This window comes from Streptococcus parasanguinis (genome assembly GCF_016648855.1).
GTDB lineage: Bacteria > Bacillota > Bacilli > Lactobacillales > Streptococcaceae > Streptococcus > Streptococcus parasanguinis_L.
The window spans coordinates 15,447-34,883 of record NZ_JACLQU010000016.1 but is presented as its reverse complement, the minus strand read 5'-3'; the positions used below and the strand labels follow the sequence as shown (position 1 = coordinate 34,883).

The 19,437-nt window shown below is 42.8% G+C and carries 17 protein-coding genes; 3 read left to right on the top strand and 14 right to left on the bottom strand.

The features are described 5' to 3' along the window. The 4 genes from H7T92_RS09355 to H7T92_RS09340 all read right to left on the bottom strand — a co-directional run bounded on the left by H7T92_RS09355 (window position 1) and on the right by H7T92_RS09340 (window position 3,058). Window positions 1-495 carry a beta-class carbonic anhydrase gene (locus H7T92_RS09355; RefSeq protein WP_070664844.1) on the bottom strand — a complete coding sequence of 165 codons (495 nt, stop codon included), beginning with the start codon at window positions 493-495 and terminating at the stop codon, window positions 1-3. Window positions 496-779: 284 nt separating this feature from the next. Continuing rightward, window positions 780-2,114: a DNA repair protein RadA gene (radA, locus tag H7T92_RS09350; RefSeq protein ID WP_311625836.1), complete on the bottom strand. Its 1,335-nt coding sequence runs from the start codon at window positions 2,112-2,114 to the stop codon at window positions 780-782. A 20-nt stretch (window positions 2,115-2,134) separates the two neighbouring features. Next, window positions 2,135-2,602 carry an isochorismatase family protein gene (locus tag H7T92_RS09345; RefSeq protein WP_201037627.1) on the bottom strand — a complete coding sequence of 156 codons (468 nt, stop codon included), beginning with the start codon at window positions 2,600-2,602 and terminating at the stop codon, window positions 2,135-2,137. A gap of 9 nt (window positions 2,603-2,611) precedes the next feature. After that, on the bottom strand, window positions 2,612-3,058 hold the full coding sequence (locus H7T92_RS09340) for a dUTP diphosphatase (protein WP_023919767.1): 447 nt from the start codon (window positions 3,056-3,058) through the stop codon (window positions 2,612-2,614). Window positions 3,059-3,486: 428 nt separating this feature from the next. On the opposite strand from H7T92_RS09340, the gene H7T92_RS10540 reads away from it, so the two are divergent. Then, complete coding sequence (locus tag H7T92_RS10540; RefSeq protein ID WP_201037626.1) at window positions 3,487-6,828, top strand: SpaA isopeptide-forming pilin-related protein; 3,342 nt, start codon at window positions 3,487-3,489, stop codon at window positions 6,826-6,828. Window positions 6,829-6,974: 146 nt separating this feature from the next. Here the strand turns inward: H7T92_RS10540 and H7T92_RS09330 are convergent, their stop codons facing one another. Beyond that, window positions 6,975-7,664, bottom strand: a complete 690-nt coding sequence (locus H7T92_RS09330; RefSeq protein ID WP_003002057.1) for a gamma-glutamyl-gamma-aminobutyrate hydrolase family protein — start codon at window positions 7,662-7,664, stop codon at window positions 6,975-6,977. 273 nt (window positions 7,665-7,937) lie between these two features. Between H7T92_RS09330 and H7T92_RS09325 the strand changes: the two genes are divergently transcribed. Further along, on the top strand, window positions 7,938-8,954 hold the full coding sequence (locus H7T92_RS09325; RefSeq protein ID WP_201037625.1) for an NAD(P)H-dependent glycerol-3-phosphate dehydrogenase: 1,017 nt from the start codon (window positions 7,938-7,940) through the stop codon (window positions 8,952-8,954). A 45-nt stretch (window positions 8,955-8,999) separates the two neighbouring features. Next, on the top strand, window positions 9,000-9,908 hold the full coding sequence (gene galU, locus H7T92_RS09320; protein ID WP_070674471.1) for a UTP--glucose-1-phosphate uridylyltransferase GalU: 909 nt from the start codon (window positions 9,000-9,002) through the stop codon (window positions 9,906-9,908). A 160-nt stretch (window positions 9,909-10,068) separates the two neighbouring features. On the opposite strand, the gene H7T92_RS09315 is transcribed toward galU, so the two are convergent. The 9 genes from H7T92_RS09315 to H7T92_RS09275 all read right to left on the bottom strand — a co-directional run bounded on the left by H7T92_RS09315 (window position 10,069) and on the right by H7T92_RS09275 (window position 19,338). Then, the gene (locus tag H7T92_RS09315; protein ID WP_049486371.1) at window positions 10,069-12,015 is read right to left on the bottom strand and encodes a C69 family dipeptidase; all 1,947 of its coding nucleotides are present in this window, start codon (window positions 12,013-12,015) and stop codon (window positions 10,069-10,071) included. Window positions 12,016-12,464: 449 nt separating this feature from the next. After that, on the bottom strand, window positions 12,465-13,142 hold the full coding sequence (locus H7T92_RS09310) for a rhomboid family intramembrane serine protease (protein WP_049486372.1): 678 nt from the start codon (window positions 13,140-13,142) through the stop codon (window positions 12,465-12,467). Beyond that, complete coding sequence (locus H7T92_RS09305) at window positions 13,126-13,665, bottom strand: 5-formyltetrahydrofolate cyclo-ligase (RefSeq protein ID WP_049486373.1); 540 nt, start codon at window positions 13,663-13,665, stop codon at window positions 13,126-13,128. Before H7T92_RS09305 ends, H7T92_RS09310 begins: the two co-directional genes overlap by 17 nt. Before the next feature lie 109 nt (window positions 13,666-13,774). Continuing rightward, window positions 13,775-14,908: an N-acetyldiaminopimelate deacetylase gene (locus tag H7T92_RS09300; protein WP_070590253.1), complete on the bottom strand. Its 1,134-nt coding sequence runs from the start codon at window positions 14,906-14,908 to the stop codon at window positions 13,775-13,777. 53 nt (window positions 14,909-14,961) lie between these two features. Further along, a complete protein-coding gene (gene dapD / locus H7T92_RS09295) occupies window positions 14,962-15,660 on the bottom strand; it encodes a 2,3,4,5-tetrahydropyridine-2,6-dicarboxylate N-acetyltransferase (protein WP_003016885.1) in 699 nt (232 codons plus the stop codon). Between the two features lie 65 nt (window positions 15,661-15,725). Further along, window positions 15,726-16,964, bottom strand: a complete 1,239-nt coding sequence (locus H7T92_RS09290; protein ID WP_201037624.1) for a hypothetical protein — start codon at window positions 16,962-16,964, stop codon at window positions 15,726-15,728. A 48-nt stretch (window positions 16,965-17,012) separates the two neighbouring features. After that, window positions 17,013-17,921, bottom strand: a complete 909-nt coding sequence (locus tag H7T92_RS09285; protein WP_024054924.1) for a hypothetical protein — start codon at window positions 17,919-17,921, stop codon at window positions 17,013-17,015. Window positions 17,922-17,935: 14 nt separating this feature from the next. Further along, a complete protein-coding gene (locus H7T92_RS09280) occupies window positions 17,936-18,625 on the bottom strand; it encodes a hypothetical protein (protein ID WP_201037623.1) in 690 nt (229 codons plus the stop codon). A 5-nt stretch (window positions 18,626-18,630) separates the two neighbouring features. Continuing rightward, window positions 18,631-19,338, bottom strand: a complete 708-nt coding sequence (locus H7T92_RS09275; protein ID WP_049475031.1) for a hypothetical protein — start codon at window positions 19,336-19,338, stop codon at window positions 18,631-18,633. Window positions 19,339-19,437: the final 99 nt, after the last annotated feature.

The following is a 19,437-nucleotide window of genomic DNA, read 5'->3' as shown; positions in this document are numbered from 1 at the left end:
TTATTTCACTTCTGAAATCAAACCAGTATCCACATCATACACAGCTCCTGAAATCACCACATCCTCTGGAATCAAAGGGGAAGCTTTCAAAATCTCCATATCCTCGCGGACACTCTCTTCAATGTCTTGAAAGGGGAGGAAATCGCGCTCTCCCACATCTACTCCTAGTTCTTTCTTTAGATGCTGCCGGAAAGCTTCGTTTTCAAAGGTTTGTGCGCCACAGTCTGTATGGTGCAAGACGACAATTTCGCGGGTTCCCATCTGTTGCTGGGAAATAACCAAGGAGCGGATCATGTCATCTGTCACGCGCCCTCCAGCATTCCGCAAAATATGGGCATCTCCAAGAGCCAGGCCCAGTGCTGGTGCCACGTGAAGTCGGGAATCCATACAGGTCACGATGGCGACTTGTGTTTTGGGCTTAATCGGAAGACGGAGGTCTCCATGCAACGCCACATAAGCTTGGTTGGCTGTTAAAAAATTATCAAAATAAGACATGGTCTCTCCTTTGTTCCTTTGAAATTCAAATCATCTATTATTTTACCACATCTCACTATTTCTGTCAGAGAGGATCTCCCGTCATCTGTCACATCTGAAAAAAGGGAGTGGGAAAGAACTCCAACTAATTAAAAAGAGTTCGTCTTCCCACCTCCGCACAGTTGAGCAGGGCTGTAAAAGCTGATGAAATCAGCGTAGTAGAGCCCACTCAACCACTGCGTCTTGCTCGATAATCCAAAAACAATTGAGAGGCTAGGACTTTTGTCCCAGCCTCTTTTCTTCTATTAAAATACTTTCTTCAAGACTTCAGCTAGTGTACTCACACCGACCACTTGGATACCTGATGGTGTCGTGATCCCCGTCAGAGAATTTTTAGGCACATAAATCTTGGTGAAACCGAGCTTAGCAGCTTCATTGATCCGTTGTTCGATCCGATTGACTCTGCGGACTTCTCCGGTCAAGCCCAACTCTCCAACGAAACACTCTTGCGGGTTGGTTGGCTTGTCCTTGTAGCTGGAAGCAATGGCTACGGCTACGGCTAGGTCGATAGCTGGCTCATCCAACTTGACACCACCTGCAGACTTGAGGTAGGCATCCTGATTTTGAAGGAGCAAACCCGCTCGTTTTTCTAGCACTGCCATGATGAGACTGGCCCGATTGAAATCAAGCCCCGTTGTCGTCCGCTTGGCGTTACCAAACATGGTTGGCGTCACCAAGGCCTGCACTTCAGCTAGAATCGGACGTGTCCCCTCCATGGTAACCACGATAGAGGAGCCAGTTGCACCATCCAAGCGTTCTTCCAAAAAGACCTGACTCGGATTAAGGACCTCGACCAAGCCACCTGATTGCATCTCAAAGATTCCGATCTCATTGGTGGAGCCAAAGCGGTTTTTGACTGCTCTCAGGATTCGGAAGGTGTGGTGGCGTTCCCCCTCAAAATAGAGCACCGTATCCACCATGTGCTCCAGCATCCGAGGACCTGCTAAGGTTCCTTCCTTGGTCACATGCCCCACGATAAAGATGGCGATGTTATTGGTTTTGGCCAGCTGCATGAGCTCAGCCGTCACCTCACGCACCTGAGAGACTGATCCCTGCACCCCTGAAATTTCAGGAGACATGATAGTCTGAATGGAGTCGATGATGAGAAAGTTTGGCTGGATGCGCTCCACTTCTGCTCGAACACTCTGCATATTGGTCTCAGCATAGAGATAAAACTCACTGTCAATATCCCCCAAACGCTCTGCACGGAGTTTAATCTGCTGGGCCGACTCCTCTCCACTGACATAGAGAACCGTTCCCACTTGAGACAACTGGGTCGACACTTGGAGGAGAAGGGTCGATTTCCCAATTCCAGGATCCCCACCGATGAGAACGAGACTCCCTGGCACCACACCGCCACCGAGCACTCGGTTAAACTCCTCCATCTCAGTCTTAGTTCGATTGACATTGATAGAAGTCACGTCCGCCAATTTCATGGGTTTGGTCTTTTCACCCGTCAAGGATACCCGTGCATTCTTGACCTCTGCGACCTCGACCTCCTCGACAAAAGAAGACCAGGCTCCACAGTTTGGACAGCGCCCTAGGTATTTGGGTGAATTATAGGCACAATTTTGACACACAAATGTCGTTTTTTTCTTAGCTATGATAATTCTCCTTCTACTGCAACTCCTGTAGAGCGCCACTTATACAATGTATTTTGAAATCTCTTCTGGTTGGCAACTCCGACAGCAGACAAATCGACAGAAACCTGATAATTCTCCTTGACAGCTGCCAAAACGGAAGCCTTGACACAGCCATTGCCATCTACCCCTATAAACTCTATGCTTTTAGCACCGTTTCCCTCTAAAAAATCTTTTAAATCTGGATTAGTAAAGCAAGAAGCCCGACGCTTTTCAAAAATACGAGAAGATACAACCAGCAAGTCGGTCGCAAATTTCTTCTTTCTATCTTTTCTCTCCCAGAAAAAACGGTTGAGAATATAGATAACTCGGTCGCTAGGATAGGTAGCAATTTTGTCATTTACAGCTGCAGTCAGTTTTTCATGATATGCTTTTCCTACAGCAACGTAATCTGACTGCATGTCTACAACTAATAAATAGTCTGCCATTTTATTCCTTTATTTCCCCGTACTTCCAAATCCACCAGTCCGCACGCCGTCTGCCTCATCTCCATCTGCAATTAAGAAAGGAGCAAAGACAGCCTGAACCACGCGTTCGCCAACTTCAAGAACGACTTCTTGGTCCGTAATATTTTTCATCTGAGCAAAGATATGGCCTTCATTTCCTGGATTGCCGTAGTAGTCTCCATCGATAACCCCCACAGAGTTGATCAAGACTAGGCCTTTTTTGCGAGGGTTGGACGAGCGATCGTAAAGATAAAGTACCTCACCCGCTTGCATATAGGCCTTGACCCCAGTTGGGACGAGGACGATTTCTCCTGGTGCAATGACCGTGCGCTCGGCCACCTTTAAGTCGTAACCAGCTGCGTGTGCTGTCTCCCGCTTTGGCAGTAAGTCCTGATTGGTATAGCTTGATACAAGTTCAAATCCACGAATTTTTGTCATCATAATTCCTCTTTCATTCTAAATAGTTTCCATCTCTTCTATTATACCATCACTTTGCCCTAGCGTCTCTTCAATTCTACTATTCGTATTTTTTGAGTAAAAACCTCCTTTTTCACCTTCATTATTTGTAAATTATATGATGATTTCATGGTTGTTTTCTAAAAGAAAGTGAAAATTAATGAAACAGCTTAAAAACACCTAATTTCACCGATTTTAGCTTGAAGCCAATTATTATTTTTGCTATAATTCCCTGTGTAGGGAATAATTTTAAAAGTAAAATATTTTACCCTATAAAATTATTTAATGGAGGTCGTGTCTCAGCACTCGATTCTAATTACCAACAGATAGGATTTGAAAGATCCATATCGTTAAAAGTAATCAGGTATTGATGATTAGGCACTAATTTTTTTATGAAAAGGGAAGATAAGATGAAGAATAGGAATATCAAAATTTTCTCATTTGTCCTTTGTTTAGTGGCCATGCTTTTCGCTTTAGGTCTGAATCGCACTTCAGCAGAAACTCCTGGAGTGACAGTAAGCGGAAAATGGGTCGATACAATTTCAAACATACAAGTTTCCAATAATGAAGGCGGCAACCTTGATTGGGAATTAGGACAATGGGCAACGTTCCGTATTAATGCAACATATGATTTAGAAGGTAAAAATGTTAAAGCAGGTGACCAAACTACAGTTACCGTACCAGATGCATTAATTATCACATCCGATAGTTTTGAAATTCGCGATATTAACACAAATGAAATTATCGCTCATGCTACTGTTGATGCTGAAAATAAAAAATTAACATTAACGTATACAGACTATGTTGAAAAACATTCCGATACAAATGGATCGTTCTTCTTCTATGCCCGTATCGACTTCAAAAAGCACCCTCAACAAGGAGAAATTCCGGTTGAAGTGACGGTTAACAACAAAACAATTATTGCAGGTAAAGTTACCTTTAAAGGGGTTGGTGATGGTGATCCAAACCTTTTAAAGAAAACAAGTTGGGTTCACAAAGATGACCCTAAGACTATTTCCTATACCATTTCTGTGAACCAACTAAAGCAAAATATTAAAGAGGTTACAGTAGAAGACACATTGCAATTTACCAATGCTTCTTATGTTAAAGATAGTTTTCGTGTGACAAAAGGTGAGATGTCTTATGTCGATGGTGGATGGCAATTTAATAATACTAAGGATGTAACCAATGAACATCCTGTAACTGTTGGTGAAAATGGTCAATCATTTGTTGTGAATCTTGGAGATATCAGTGAGACGGATCAATACCGTATTACGTATGATGTCCACTTAAATTACTCACCAGCCGATGGGGAAGTCTTAAATAACCAGGCTACTTTAAAAGGTAAGAACATTAAGACTAAAGAAGCAGTAAATAAAGCTGCCGTTCAAATTGCTGGTGGTTCTGGTGTTGGTTATGTCTTTACCATTCATATTCACAAAGTAGATGATGCTAACCAACCACTTGCTGGAGCTAAATTCAAAGTGGTACGTCAGGCCAACAACCAAGTAATCGGGGAATATGTAACAGATGATAAAGGTAACATTACAGTCAATGGTCTTTTAAAAGATAAATACATCTTAACTGAGTTACAAGCACCTGAGGGTTATACCATTACTACTGCTGATACCCCAGTTAATGCTGAAGACTTTAGTGGAACTGATAAATCAGTGACGAAGACAATCGTCAATCCAAAAGCAAAACCTAAAGCAACTCAAGCTACCATCGAATTAGATAAAACTCTTACAGGACGTGATCTAACAGATGGTGAATTTAGCTTTGAATTGTACGAGGGTGCTAACAAGCTTCAAACTGTTACAAACAAAAACGGAAAAGTAACATTTGCACCAATTGAGTACACCGAAGAAGGTGAACTCACTTACACTGTTAAGGAAGTAGCTGGAAATACCCCAGGTATTACCTATGACAAGACTGATAAACAAGTAACTGTTAAGGTGAAAAAAGATGGCGACAACCTGAAAGCAGATGTGGCTTATCCAGATAATAAAACCTTCTCAAATACTTATACGGCTCCTCAACCAGCAAAAGCTAAAATTTCAGCGAGCAAGATTTTAGAAGGTGCTGAATTGAAGAATGGTGAATTCAATTTCCAATTGTTGGATGAAGCTGGTAAAGTCCTTCAAACAAAACAAAATGCCGCAGATGGTGCGGTAGCCTTTGATGAACTTTCTTATTCATCAGAGGATGCAGGAAAAACTTTCCACTACACGATCAAAGAAGTCATTCCTGAAAGCAAAGCAAAAGGAATGACCTACGATGAAGGAAATATTGATGTGACTGTAACTGTCACAAAAGATGATGCAAGCAATACACTCAAAGCTTCTGTGGCATATGGTGATAAGAAATCATTCACTAACAAATTGGTAACAACTTCAATTCCACCAACTCCTCCGACGGTTGACAAACCTGAATTGAAACTCTACAACATTCAATTGCACAAAGCTAACGCAGATGGAAATGCTCTTGCAGGTGCTGTATTTGGTCTCTTTGAAGCCGATGGTACGACTCCTGTAGCAAATCCTTATGGTGCAGGTCAAGCGACCGCAACTTCTGATTCAAATGGTCTTGTAACTTTTACAGGATTTGAAGCAAAAGATTATGTGGTGAAAGAATTGACTGCTCCAGAAGGTTATCAACTATCATCAGATGTGATTAAAGTTTCTGCTAGCGAGTTGAATGCTGCGACTAACCTCGTCGTAGACAAAGGAACAGTGGTCAACAAACCGTTCACTTCAATTCCACCAACTCCTCCGACTGTTGATAAACCTGAATTGAAACTCTACAGCATCCAATTGCATAAAGTGAACCAAGAAGGGAAAGCTCTTGTTGGTGCCGTATTCGGTCTCTTTGAGGCAGATGGTACGACTCCTGTATCGAACCCTTATGGTGCAGGTCAAGCGACTGCAACTTCTGATGCGAATGGTCTTGTAACCTTTACAGGATTAGAAGCAAAAGATTATGTGGTGAAAGAACTTACAGCTCCAGATGGCTACCAGTTATCAGATGAAGTCATCAAAATCTTAGCTAGTGATTTGGTTGTTTCAAATAGTGTAGTGGATAAAGGAAATGTCGTTAACAAACCATTTACTTATATCCCTCCAACTCCTCCAACTGTTGACAAACCCGAGTTAAAACTTTACAACATCCAATTGCATAAAGTGAATCTAGTAGGTCAAGACCTTGCAGGTGCTGTATTTGGTCTCTATGAGGCAGATGGTGTGACACCAGTTGCCAACCCATATGGCGAAGGCCAAGCGACTGCTACATCCGATACCAATGGTCTTGTTTCCTTCACTGGATTGGAAGCAAGAGATTATGTTATTAAGGAGTTGACAGCGCCAGCTGGCTACCAATTATTAACGGATGTTATTACTGTATCTGCTAGCGAATTAAAAGCTGCACCTAACCTTGTAGTAGACAAGGGGACAGTTATAAACTATCTAACACCACCAAACACACCACCAACTCCGCCTACTACACCACCAACTCCACCAACTCCGCCTACTACACCACCAACTCCACCAACTCCGCCTACTACACCACCAACTCCGCCTACTACACCGTCAACAGACAAACCAAAAGGAGATAAACCTTCTGGAAGTCAACCAAAAGAAGATAAGAAACATACCCTTCCTTCTACAGGTGAAACAGTAAGTGCTGGACTTGTTGCAGCAGGACTTGCGCTTGCAGGAGCTGGAAGCATGCTCGTTGCCAAAAAACGCGACGAATAATTCTAAAACAGGTTTTCATCTAGCATTGCTAGATGGACCTGTTTTTTTATTGATGACCGTCCTGTTTTCTGATCTTATTTCCAGTATTTTTGCGTCCTTTCTAAGACACAAAAAAGAGATCGGCTCAAGTCCAACCTCTCTTTTTCTTATAATTCCTGTAATAAATAACGGAAGAGTTCTAAATTTCCTTTTTCTTCATTGACCAAGTATTCTGGATGCCACTGCAAGCCCATAATCCGATGGCCGTCTACTGCTTCAATCGCTTCGATGGTGTGATCGCGCGGATCAAAGGCGGTCGCACGGAAATTTGGTGCAAGATCCTTGATACTTTGACGGTGAACGGAATTGATCCGACTGGCCTGACCAAAGAGTTGCTCCACCACACTACCTTTTTTAGTCTCGATAGAATGGGAAGTCCCAAACGGAAGTCCTTGCCAATGTCCCTCGATCTCTTGATTGAGTGTTCCTCCAAAAGCCACATTGATCAACTGAACCCCACGGCAGATTCCTAGAACTGGTTTGTTTTGGCGAACCGCTTCCTTCAGTAGGGCAAGCTCAAATTGATCGCGTTCAATATTGTAATCATCGCTTTCGATGGTTTTTTCTTCGCCATAGAGACTAGGATCGACATTTTGACCTCCACTTAGGATCAACTTGTCAATCGTTTCAACATAGTCCTTAACCAAGGAAGGGTCTCCCATCGGGATGACCATTGGAAGTCCACCTGCTTGACGGATCCCTTCCGCAAATTGACTAGACACGGAGGAATGAAGGTTTTTCCCTTCCGGGTCAACCGGACAGAGATTAGCGGATACTCCAACAATTGTTCTGCACATATTCATTCCTCCTTCATTTTAACTACTACTTATCTTACCACCCATTAGTGATAGTGTCTAATATGTATTTTTTAAAACCGTGATAGATTTTATTTATCACCCTCACCTTCCTCACAAAACAATTGATGATCATACAAGTTTTTTTACCTATATTATGTTAAAATAGAGAGGAAAATAGAATCGTCCTTCAAGGCACACATTAAGCCGTTTGGAAGGCGCAAGCGCTAGATTCCTAGCCTTGTTGAAAAAATAGACATAGAAATGGAAGATACAATGGAAAAACAAACCGTTGCAGTATTGGGTCCTGGTTCATGGGGAACAGCCCTTTCACAAGTCCTCAATGATAACGGCCATGAAGTCCGTCTCTGGGGAAATATCCAAGAACAAATCGATGAAATCAATACCGCTCATACCAATCAACGCTATTTCAAAGACATCGTTATTAGCGAAGACATCACTGCTACGACTGATTTGAAAGCAGCTTTGGACGGTGTGGACGCTATCCTCTTTGTCGTTCCTACAAAGGTGACTCGTTTGGTGGCGAAACAAGTCGCTGAAACACTGGATCACCCTGTAACAGTCATGCACGCTTCCAAGGGACTAGAACCTGGTACACACGATCGAATTTCTCAAATCCTTGAAGAAGAAATTCCTGCTTCTCTTCGCAGCGAGGTGGTGGTCGTTTCTGGACCTAGTCACGCCGAAGAAACCATCGTACGGGACATCACCCTCATTACAGCTGCCTCAAAAGATTTAGAAGTTGCACGTTATGTTCAAGAACTCTTTAGCAATCACTACTTCCGCCTGTATACCAATACAGATGTTATCGGAGTGGAAACTGCTGGAGCCTTGAAGAATATCATTGCTGTTGGAGCTGGGGCCCTGCACGGTCTTGGTTATGGTGACAATGCCAAAGCAGCTATCATCACGCGCGGTCTCGCTGAAATCACGCGCCTTGGTGTTAAGCTAGGAGCTAGCCCCTTGACCTATAGCGGTTTGTCTGGGGTTGGTGACTTGATCGTTACCGGTACTTCTGTTCATTCCCGCAACTGGCGAGCTGGGGATGCTCTCGGACGTGGCGAAAAATTGGAAGATATCGAAGCCAACATGGGCATGATCATTGAAGGGATCTCTACGACCAAAGTCGCCCATGAACTGGCACAAGAATTGGATGTCTACATGCCGATTACACAGGCCATTTACCAAGTCATCTACGAAGGAAAAGATATCCGTGAAGCCATCCACCACATGATGAGCAATGAATTTAAAGAAGAAAACGAGTGGAAATAAGTCAACCACCCTAACATCAATCCTACCTTTTAGAAAGGAAACTATATGACTAAAGTTAGAAAAGCAGTCATTCCTGCGGCTGGTTTGGGGACACGCTTCCTCCCAGCTACCAAAGCTTTGGCAAAGGAAATGTTGCCAATCGTTGACAAACCTACGATCCAATTCATCGTAGAAGAGGCTCTGAAATCTGGAATTGAGGAAATTCTTGTCGTAACAGGGAAGGCCAAACGTTCGATCGAAGACCATTTCGATTCTAACTTTGAATTGGAATACAACCTCGAACAAAAAGGTAAGACTGACTTACTCAAGTTGGTCAATGATACAACAGCGATCAATCTTCATTTCATCCGCCAAAGTCACCCTCGAGGTTTAGGAGACGCTGTTCTTCAGGCGAAAGCTTTTGTTGGAAACGAGCCTTTTGTCGTTATGTTGGGAGATGATCTCATGGACATCACTAATGATGATGCCTTGCCATTGACCAAACAATTGATGAACGACTACGATGAAACCCATGCGTCAACCATCGCTGTGATGGAAGTCCCTCACGAAGAGGTTTCTTCTTACGGTGTGATCGCACCTCAAGGAGAAGGTATTAACGGTCTTTATAGCGTTGAGACCTTTGTCGAAAAACCAGCTCCAGAAGATGCACCGAGTGATCTCGCCATCATTGGTCGCTATCTTTTGACTCCAGAGATCTTTGACATTCTTGCAAATCAAGAACCAGGTGCTGGTAATGAAATTCAATTGACGGATGCAATCGACACCCTCAATAAGACCCAACGAGTCTTTGCCCGTGAATTTAAAGGCCAACGCTACGATGTAGGTGACAAGTTTGGTTTTATGAAAACATCGATTGATTATGCTTTGAAGCATCCACAGGTTAAAGATGATCTCAAACAATACATCATTGATCTTGGAAAACAATTAGAAGAATCTGAGAAAACTGCAGACTAATCATTCACAAATCAAAGAATACAAAAAGACTGGCCATATAATGTAAGGGATTTGCTACCTTACAATGGTCAATCTTTTTTTCGTAAAAAAGAGGCTGGATAAAAATCCGGCCTCTTTTGTTTCATTGGACTTGGTCCAATTTACTTTTTATTCTTATTGTTTAAGGATGAACATTGTAAGAATAATTTGTATTTGGGAAAGTTTCAATTTCGCCTGGATTGAAATTAGAACCGAAGCGATTATTGTTGTTTACACTGTTTCCTACTACAGGAGCTTCAACCGGAGATTGAACTTTTTCTTCTGGCTTCACAGGCGTTTCTACTTTCGAAGATACAGCAGGTTGTTTATCCTTGTTAGCAGCATAGCCAAAGCGATTATTTGGATTTCCTTCTGCATTTGCTGGAATGTCTTTATTAGAAGGTGTTGCTACATAATCTGGAGCCGGAATTTTAATTTTGTTCACATCTTCATTGATTTGTGGTTTTTCTGGAACTTTTGGTGTATCTGGTTTCTTAGGTTCTTCAGGATCTTTATAATTATCTGGTTGAGAAGCACGATATGGATCAGATTTACGTCCAGCTGCCTCTAATTGTTTTTCCATTAATTTTTCATAATCTTTGAAGTGTTGGAAAAGACGATCAGACAATTCCAGTGCATCTTTTGTCACCTTATCTTCGGCAGCTTTTGCAGCTTCCGGTTGATCTTTCAACGCATAATATTCAATATCTTTCTTTTCTTGATCAACAATAAATTGTTTTTCAAGAGCTTTCCAGTGATCTTGGACCGATTTTCCAAAGACATCTTGGTTATTGATCGCCATATTGTCAATGTGCCATACTGTCCAATACCATGAATTTGGATCATAAGTTGCTGTTTGAGGTTTGAAAGCTTCGTAAGTATCTTTTAGATTACCATAGAATGGAACATAAGGAGTGTTCCGAGATGGTCCCATACCAAGCCATAACGTACCACCAAATGATTTTGGAAGTTTTGGATTGATTTGGTAGACATGGGCATCAATAACGTTTTCGTTTCCTAAAGCATACTTGTATTGGTCTTTACGAACAGCATCATTGCTACCATTATCCCCTTGTTTCTTGACACCAATTTGATCGTCTGGAACAAAACGACCATTCAAATGTTCAAAACGGTTGCGTTGGAGAGCAAAGGCATCTTCCAAAGTAAATTTCTTGTTTGGATCTGTTGGTGAGCGGAAGAGTTCGTATTCATCATCTTCATAAGTCACTTTTGATTTTGGATCCAAAAGAGTGATTCCTGCGTAAGTACGTGAACGGTCTCCTTCAGCATATTTTTCTGGTCCATAAGATTTAGCGATATGGAAGTTACCATCTTTGTCTGTCTTGTAGTTACCAGATTCTTTGGCTACTTTTTCGACATCTTTCGAAGCGATCACATTTTCCTTGTCATTCAAATCCACATGACCAAGGTAGTAGGTATTTGCAAAGACTGCATATTTGTCTTCTGGGACTTTTACTGCTACATATTGGTGACCAGAAAGAATTTCCATGTACCAAGTTTCTTTCTGGTCCGCAATAACAACTGTATTCCCCTCAGCTGAACCTTTTTCTTCAATGACTTTCGCAAGTAATTCGATTCCTTCGCGAGCAGATTTTGCACGAGGTAAAATTACATCAAGCATGGCAGCTTCTGGAATTCCCTTTTCTGTCAATGGGTCAGTCTTCAAGACTTTTTTGTTTGGAATGGCTGTAACAGTTGAGGTCATAGAAACGCCGGCTTCGTTAAATCCATGTTCACCAAAAGCACCGTTACTACCATCTCCACGAGCAGAGTCATAAGTCGCTGTGTATTTCATTTCACTAGCAGCATGTGGATAGGTAAAACCATTAGATTCGTCTTCCAGTTGATCCCCTTCCTTATAGTTCTTCGCATCAACAACTACAAAGTTTTTGTTGTGCTTTCCACCATTTGGATAGTAAGGGTAGTCTTCTGTCCGACCAAAGAGAGTGGTCCCATCCTTGGTCAATTGGCGACCAATGATAAAACCGCAACAGGCTTGAACAGCTTGAATTGGTAGGAGTAAAAGTGTCATCGCTACCAATGAGAGTTTTAACAACCATTTTTTCATGGCAAATCTCCTTTGTTTTTGCACTACTTTTGACAAAATAGCACTATTTTTGGTTTTTATATCTCCAGTTTACACCTTTCTCAACCCTTTTGCAAGCGCTTTCTATTTTGCATTTTTATACTTTTTTACCCATGATTACCTTCTCTATGGACCTAGCAATAGAAGGCTCATTTAGCCTCTACAAATATATTATAATAAATATATACAATCCTTTGCATTTCAAACAATTTTCTGTTAGTTTACGATTTTGCTACATTTTTTAGGAAAAAAAGAGAGTGGGACAGAAATCGGTAATTCGTTAGAATTCGATTTCGTCGTCCCACCTCCGCACAGTTGAGTAAGGCTGTAAAAGCTGATGAAATCAGCGTAGTAGAGCCCACTCAACCACTGCGTCTTGCTCGACAATCCAAAAACAATTAAGAGGCTAGGACTTTTGTCCTAGCCTCTTCTTAAAATAGATTCAAGATTTTACCTAAGAAATAAAGCAAAAGCAAGAGATAAGAGAGGGCTGCACTCATCTGATAGGTTCGGTTCATAAAACGAGCTTCCCCTCTTACTGGAAAGACATAAGCCAACATGACCCCAGCTACTAAGCCACCGATGTGCCCCGCCATACTGATTCCTGGCATGAAGCTAAAGATCAAATTGACCACAATCAAGCTGGTATAGGACTGACTCAAGTGGCGAATATAGGGACTTTGGACAATAAAGCGCAGCGCACCAATGGTCCCAAACAGTCCAAAGAGGGCTGTAGAAGCTCCTGCTGCAATCACATCTGGCGTAAAAATAGCAACAAAGACATTACCCATCATGCCTGATAAGAGATAAAGAGCTAAGAAAGCCTTCGATCCAAAGAGATCTTCTGCCAAACGTCCTAAGTAATAGAGGGTGATCATATTGAGCACAAAATGTTCTAGGCCGATATGAACAAATGTAGCTGTCACTATTCGCCATAACTGGCTAGGATCGACTTTCACAACCTCTCCAATAATACCACCGCTATAGTAAATAGCAGCACCTGTTTGGTAGTCGCCTCCAAATCGGATAAACATGGAAAGAAAGACTGCCGTTGTGACGAGCAACAAGAGGCTGGTCACAGGATAACGACGATCAAAGAGTAACTTCATAGACTAGCACCTCCTGAACTGCCTGATCAAACGTATCTGGCTGGAAATCCTTCTGCTGGATGGAATAAATCGTACTAACCGTTTTTCCAGTAAAATCTGCTAAATAACGATCATAATAGCCACCACCATAGCCAATTCGGTAGCCTTTTGACTGGAAGACCACGCCTGGTACATGGATCAGATCAATCTCTGACTGTTCCACAAGCTTTCCTTTTTCATTGGGCTCCAGCAAACCAAAGCGTGTCTTTTCCAAAATATTAGGATCGTATTCCACAAATTCCATTCGCCCTTGTGGATAGGTACGGGGAACACAGACGCGTTTTCCAAGTTGAAGAGCTGCTTGGATCAAGCTAGCTGTGGAAACTTCATGGTCAAAAGACAGATAGGTCGCAAGGGTCTTTGCCTCCTGAAAAGCTGGCAGCTCCAAGAGGCGCTGAGTCAGCTCTTCATCTGCTTGAGTTTTCACGGATTCTGGCAACTGTTTCATGGCTGCAATGGTTTCTTTTCGTAGTGTTTTCTTCATTCCCTACTCCTTTTGTCTAGCTTTAATTGTATCATTTTTTAGGAAAGATCCGAACAGTTTTTATACAACAAAATAAAAATCCAACTCCAGACGGAGTTGAATCATTCCTTTATTGGTTAGCTTTCATTTTCAAAAATTTACCAATGTTTTCCACAGCGAAGGGAAGGGCGGCTTCATTTGGGCTCATCTTCGGATGGTGCAAAGCATAAGGGGTATCAATTCCCAGCCAGAACATGACTCCAGGGACCTTGCTCAAGAGAAAACCAAAGTCTTCTCCTGTCATCGCAGGCAGAATATCAATCAGGTTCACGTCTTCCTCAGCTGTGAAAAAGTCCATGAGTTCTTTGGCCAATTCTGGTTCGTTTTCCACAGGCAGGTAGCCCCCTTGCTTGAGTTCCAGATCCAATTTCACATCAAAGGCGGCTGCAACTCCTTCTGCAATGGCTTTGACCCTTTTTTGAGTCAAAAGGTTCATCTCCATGGTCAAGGTCCGAATGGTCCCATGAAGGAAGGCTGTTTCAGCAATTACATTATTAGTTGTTCCTGCATGCATGGAACCAAAGGTCACCACAGCACCTTCAATCGGATCGACATTTCGACTCACGACCGATTGGACTTGGGTAATGAAGTAAGAGGCTGCTACAAGAGCATCATTGGCCTCATGTGGAAAGGCAGCATGCCCTCCCTTACCTGTAAAGGTAATCTTGACTTCACAGGTCCCCGCAAAAAGGGTACCGGTATTGGTCGCAATGTCCCCCACCTTCAAATCAGGACGCACATGCAGACCATAAAATTCATCAGGGAGCCAGTCGCCAAAAGCATTGTCCTTATACATGAGCATTCCACCAGCCTCATTTTCTTCAGCTGGTTGGAAGAGAAAGAGCAGGTTATTTTTTGGTTGCACTTGAACCAGTTGATCCAAAAGTCCAAGTGCTGTCGTCATGTGCATATCATGACCACAAGCATGCATCCGTCCTTCGTGCTTGGAGGCAAAATCAAGGCCCGTTTGTTCCACAATCGGTAAGCCATCGATATCTGTCCGCCAGCCGATAGTTTTTTCAGGAGCAGACCCATGGAGATAAACCAGGATCCCGGTCCGCCAAGTCCGTTGCTCAACAAAGTCCTTGCCCGCTGTGATCTCTGCGATTCGCTCTAAGAGGTAGGCTTGGGTTTCAAATTCTTCCAAGCCAATTTCAGGGATTTGGTGCAAATCCCGTCTGATTTTGATTAAATCCAATGTCATCGTCGTCTTCTTTCTATTAGAATAGAGGCCTTACGGCCTCTATACTTCATATCTTATAAATTACGCAAAGCGTCTTCCAAGGCTGTTTTTTGTTGTGTTTTTTCGTCAATTTCCTTGATGATGCGAGCTGGGACACCAGCTACAACCACATTTTCAGGGACATCTTGAGTAACGATCGCTCCAGCGGCAACGACTGAACCGTTTCCAACTTGAACCCCTTCAATCACAACTGCATTGGCACCGACCAAGACATTGTCACCGATCCGAACAGGCTCAGCAGAAGCTGGCTCAATGACACCCGCAAGAACGGCACCTGCACCGATGTGGCTGTTTTTACCAACTGTTGCACGGCCACCAAGGATAGCCCCCATATCAATCATGGTTCCTGCACCGATTTCAGCACCGATATTGATGACAGCACCCATCATCACGACAGCATTGTCTTCGATGGTCACTTGGTCGCGGATAATAGCACCTGGTTCGATACGCGCATTTAGATAGCGCTTATCAAGCAAGGGAACAGCTGAATTACGGCCATCTTGTTCCACCACATAATCCTTGTTCTCTGTCAAGTTGGCAAGAAGGGGCTCGATATCTTTCCAGTCACCGAACAACACATTGCCAAGTTTCGTAACAGAAGCAGGAACAGCTGTTGCCAATTCCCCTTCAAAGGTTACTTTCACATTTGTTTTCTTCTCTGCATTTCCAATAAAAGCGATAATTTCTTGAGCAGACATTTTTTGTGCAGTCATGAGATTCTCCATTCATTTCAATTAAAGGTATCCATATTATACCACAATCCTAGTGAGATGAACACCTAAGGCGACGTGCTTGTAGCCGAATCCTCCAGGCCTGTCATTTCACTGATGGTGCGATTGCTTCCAAAGTGAATAATGACTGAGTGCGAATCAGAAAGTTTATAGTAAAAGATTAAGAAGGAATCTGAACTCGTCATACTCGACCAAGAAACACTGCTGGGAATTCCTACTGTATTCACAAGCTCTGCATAGCTGGTTCCTATTTTAATATTGGCAAAATCCTCTCTGTTCAAACTGCCATTTTTATTGGCTAATTGCTCACTGTTTAGGTTCTCAAAATCAAGAGAAGATAAACGGTCACCAACAATATTTGAAAGTAAAACTGTTACGGAAGAAGGAGATCCTTCCGACTGATAATCCAATTGTGTCATAAAAGGACTGACACCACCTTCTTGGTAGGTTTCTTCCCCACCACTAGCCTTCCCCAGTACAGCTACCACATCCTGCGGAGACAGATAAGTTGAAGAGGTACGGCCTTGATCCTCCTCACTTAAACCAGGAATCAGGGAAATCGCCTTCTCATAGGTCACTTGAAACTGAAATTCACCTTCCGGTGCAATCAAGGTACTCGTACCACTCTTCAAAGTTTCCTTTCTGGTTCCATAAGACTGGCCAGGACTTCCGTATTCACTAGTAGTAGAAGAAGGAGCTTCCTTACTATGGATACCTCCTGAAGCCAGATAGGCAAATAAGCCCAGCATGGCCAATAATCCAAAAAAGGCTGCTAGCGAAGACCCTTCACTCTTAGAGGAAGGAGAGTAGGTTTTCGTCCTATCCGATTGGGAGTCTAGTACCGTTTGTCTTGGTTCTGAATGCCTGCCTCCCCCTATTGAAGCCAGGTCAGCTTCTGAAATCAAGCGACTCCCACCCTGGTGCTCTACTCTTTCCTCGCCCTTAGGAAACTGCTCTATTGCATCTTGTGTTGGTGGTTGTGATGTTAGCGGTCTGTCAGGCGAGTCTTCAAGCAATACTTCCTTTTGCTCATCTATAGCTTTCTCAGTACCAAGCGCCGGTTGGTTTTTTGGCTCCTCTACTTGCTTCACTGGTTCAGGAAAAACGGAGGACTCTATCACTTCTGTTTCTTTTAGGAGCGTATCTTCCAGCCATTCATCCCTATTTTCAATGCTCTGGTTGGTTGAAGTGGAACTTTTCACTAGACTAGTTTCTTCTTCTAGCTGGCGTTTCGCAAATCGACTCTTGTGTTCATTTCGTAGGTGGGACCAGTCTTTCTTTCCCATTGTTCCCTCCTTATTATTCTATGGCAAATTCATTCGGGCTAACTGTTTTTACTGTGCTGTAGGTGTCGAAGAAGAAGCTGGTGTGCTCGCTTCCACTTTAGGTGTGATATCCTTGATGGTTTGCCGGCTATCAAATTGGATTTGAACCGTTTGGGAATCAGCCAATCGATAAGTAAAGGTCGGTGCTTCACCGTAACCTAAAAATCCGGACACATCTACCTCATCTGGAATCCCCACCGAATTAAGCAAATCTAAATAAGGCATCCCAACTTTGATATTAGTAAAATCGTCCTTCGTTAAACTGCCATTCTTATTTGCAAAACGATCACTTTTTAAGTGTTTCAAACTTAAAAGAGAAATCCTGTAATAGGCACCCATTTTTTCAAGGAGAACCTTCCCATATGCATCATCTGATTGGTAATCTAAGGTCAGCAAAAAAGGACTTGAACTGCTGTCACTATACGATGCCTCTCCTCGGGTTGCTTTACCTAATGCTGCAACGATATCTTTGGGATCCACAGTTCCAAAAGATGTCTTTTTGTCATCCACTGCAAAATCAGGAATGAGAGACATGGCTTTTTCATAGGTTGTCTCAAATTGAACTTCCTTAGCAGATGCGACATAAGAACTATTTTCACTATTTAGATATTCTTTTCTGATACTATTCCGTGAAAAGCTGTCAGCTCCATTGCTTGAGGAAGATGAAGAAAGATCCTTGTTGCCTGTGTTTTGAAGTACGAATACAAAAGCTACTAACAAGGCGAACCACCCAAAAAATCGCAAAAGCGAACCAATCCCCTCTTTTGAGGAAGAAGGGGAAGACTCCATCATATCTGAATGGCTACTAGTATCCTGATGATTGTCCATCCCTAATGAAGCCAGATCGGCTTCTGAAATCAAGCGGCTCCCACCCTGGTGAGAGGAAGCTGCCTTGATGTCTGTCCGTTGATCGTCCAATGATGTCTCCCTTCTTATACTAACACTAATTTCTTGCCTTTTTTCTTGAATTCCATCACCACTTCTGGCTGCCCTGCTACCTGGTAAGTCGCGCGATAGCCCATACCGCCATCTGGCATTTCCCCCCAGACCAAGCGTTGAGGATTTCCTAGTTGCTTAATAAGCTGGGCGAATTCTGTACCTTTTTTCTCTTTTTCAGTAGTGATTTCTTTCTCACTGCTTGCTTTTTCTTTTGCATCCAACAAATTCGTCGCATCCACTGTCGTCAAGCGATACCCCTGGTCTTTTTCCTGTTCAAACCACAAGGTTACACTTTTCTTGCCCTGATCGGTTTGCTTAGCCGCATAAGTCAAGACAAGAACGGTTTTATCCCCTTGAGCTGTCTTTGTGTAGCGAACTTTTTGGGCTTTTCCCCATTCAGTCACAACTGTTTCCAAGCGGGTTCCTGGTTGCTGACTCTGCTTAAGACGAACTTTCAAATTCGCCACAGCTTCGATGGTCCATTTAAACTGCTTGATTTCTTGTTCCTTGCTGACCAAATTCTGATAATCCTTTGGCTGGAAACGAGTCAGTGTTTGGTCCTCCTTGGTATCGGTTCCTTGCTCTTGCACCTGGATGCTTGCAATCGCAAGTAACACTCCTAAAACAAAACACAAAAACGGCAGCAAGAGTTCTTTTCGATTCTTTTTCATCCACTCGATCATCTGCTTCACCCCTTCTTCGTCAACCGATACTGACCAGTCTGGTCGCGTTCAAAAGTCAAAGAGACCAGTCCATCTGTCACCTGATAAGACAGGGCTAAGACTTGCTTGTCCTTTGCAGAGGTCAAACTAAGAGAATTGGGAAGACCTGATTTTTTCAAAATATCTTCTACTGCTGTCCCCTTTTCCTTTTTTCCATCTAGCGTCTGATAGCCTGTAAAATCTGCTAGTTTTAAATTCTTTTTGCTCTGATAGTGAGCCGACTTGGGTGCAAATCCTTGAATCGAGCTCAAATAAAAGGTATCATCCTGCTTTTGAAATTCTATGGTATAAGGATAAATCCCCTGCACAGGAGTCCCATAACCTAGCTGGACTTGCGCTCCAAAACTCGTATCTTCTTGTGTAAAACTCGCTGCTTTTCCAATTTTTTTGACGAATGCAGATAAAGTCACCCAATTTTTTTGTGTCTTTCCTTCTTCCCTTACAAGCTCCAATGATAACAAGTCTTCTAAAGCCGGCTCTTTGGAAGAAGACGCAACAAATTGCTGGCTATCTTCGTGCATGCGAGACAAACTCAACAAGCGATCTTTGGGCAAGGTTTTCACTGGATGAATTATAAACACCAAGCAAACACCAACCATAAAAGCCAGCAAAGCACTTGCAGCTTTTTGGAGGATCCGCTTATGACGTTCTATCCACTGTTTCATTTCTTCCATCCTTCATGCTCTTTCTATTCAAACTCTTTCTATTGTATAGAAAATTAGCGTATTTGTCTCGTCTTATCCCAAAAAAGAGGCGCTTGCCTCTTTCTTGTC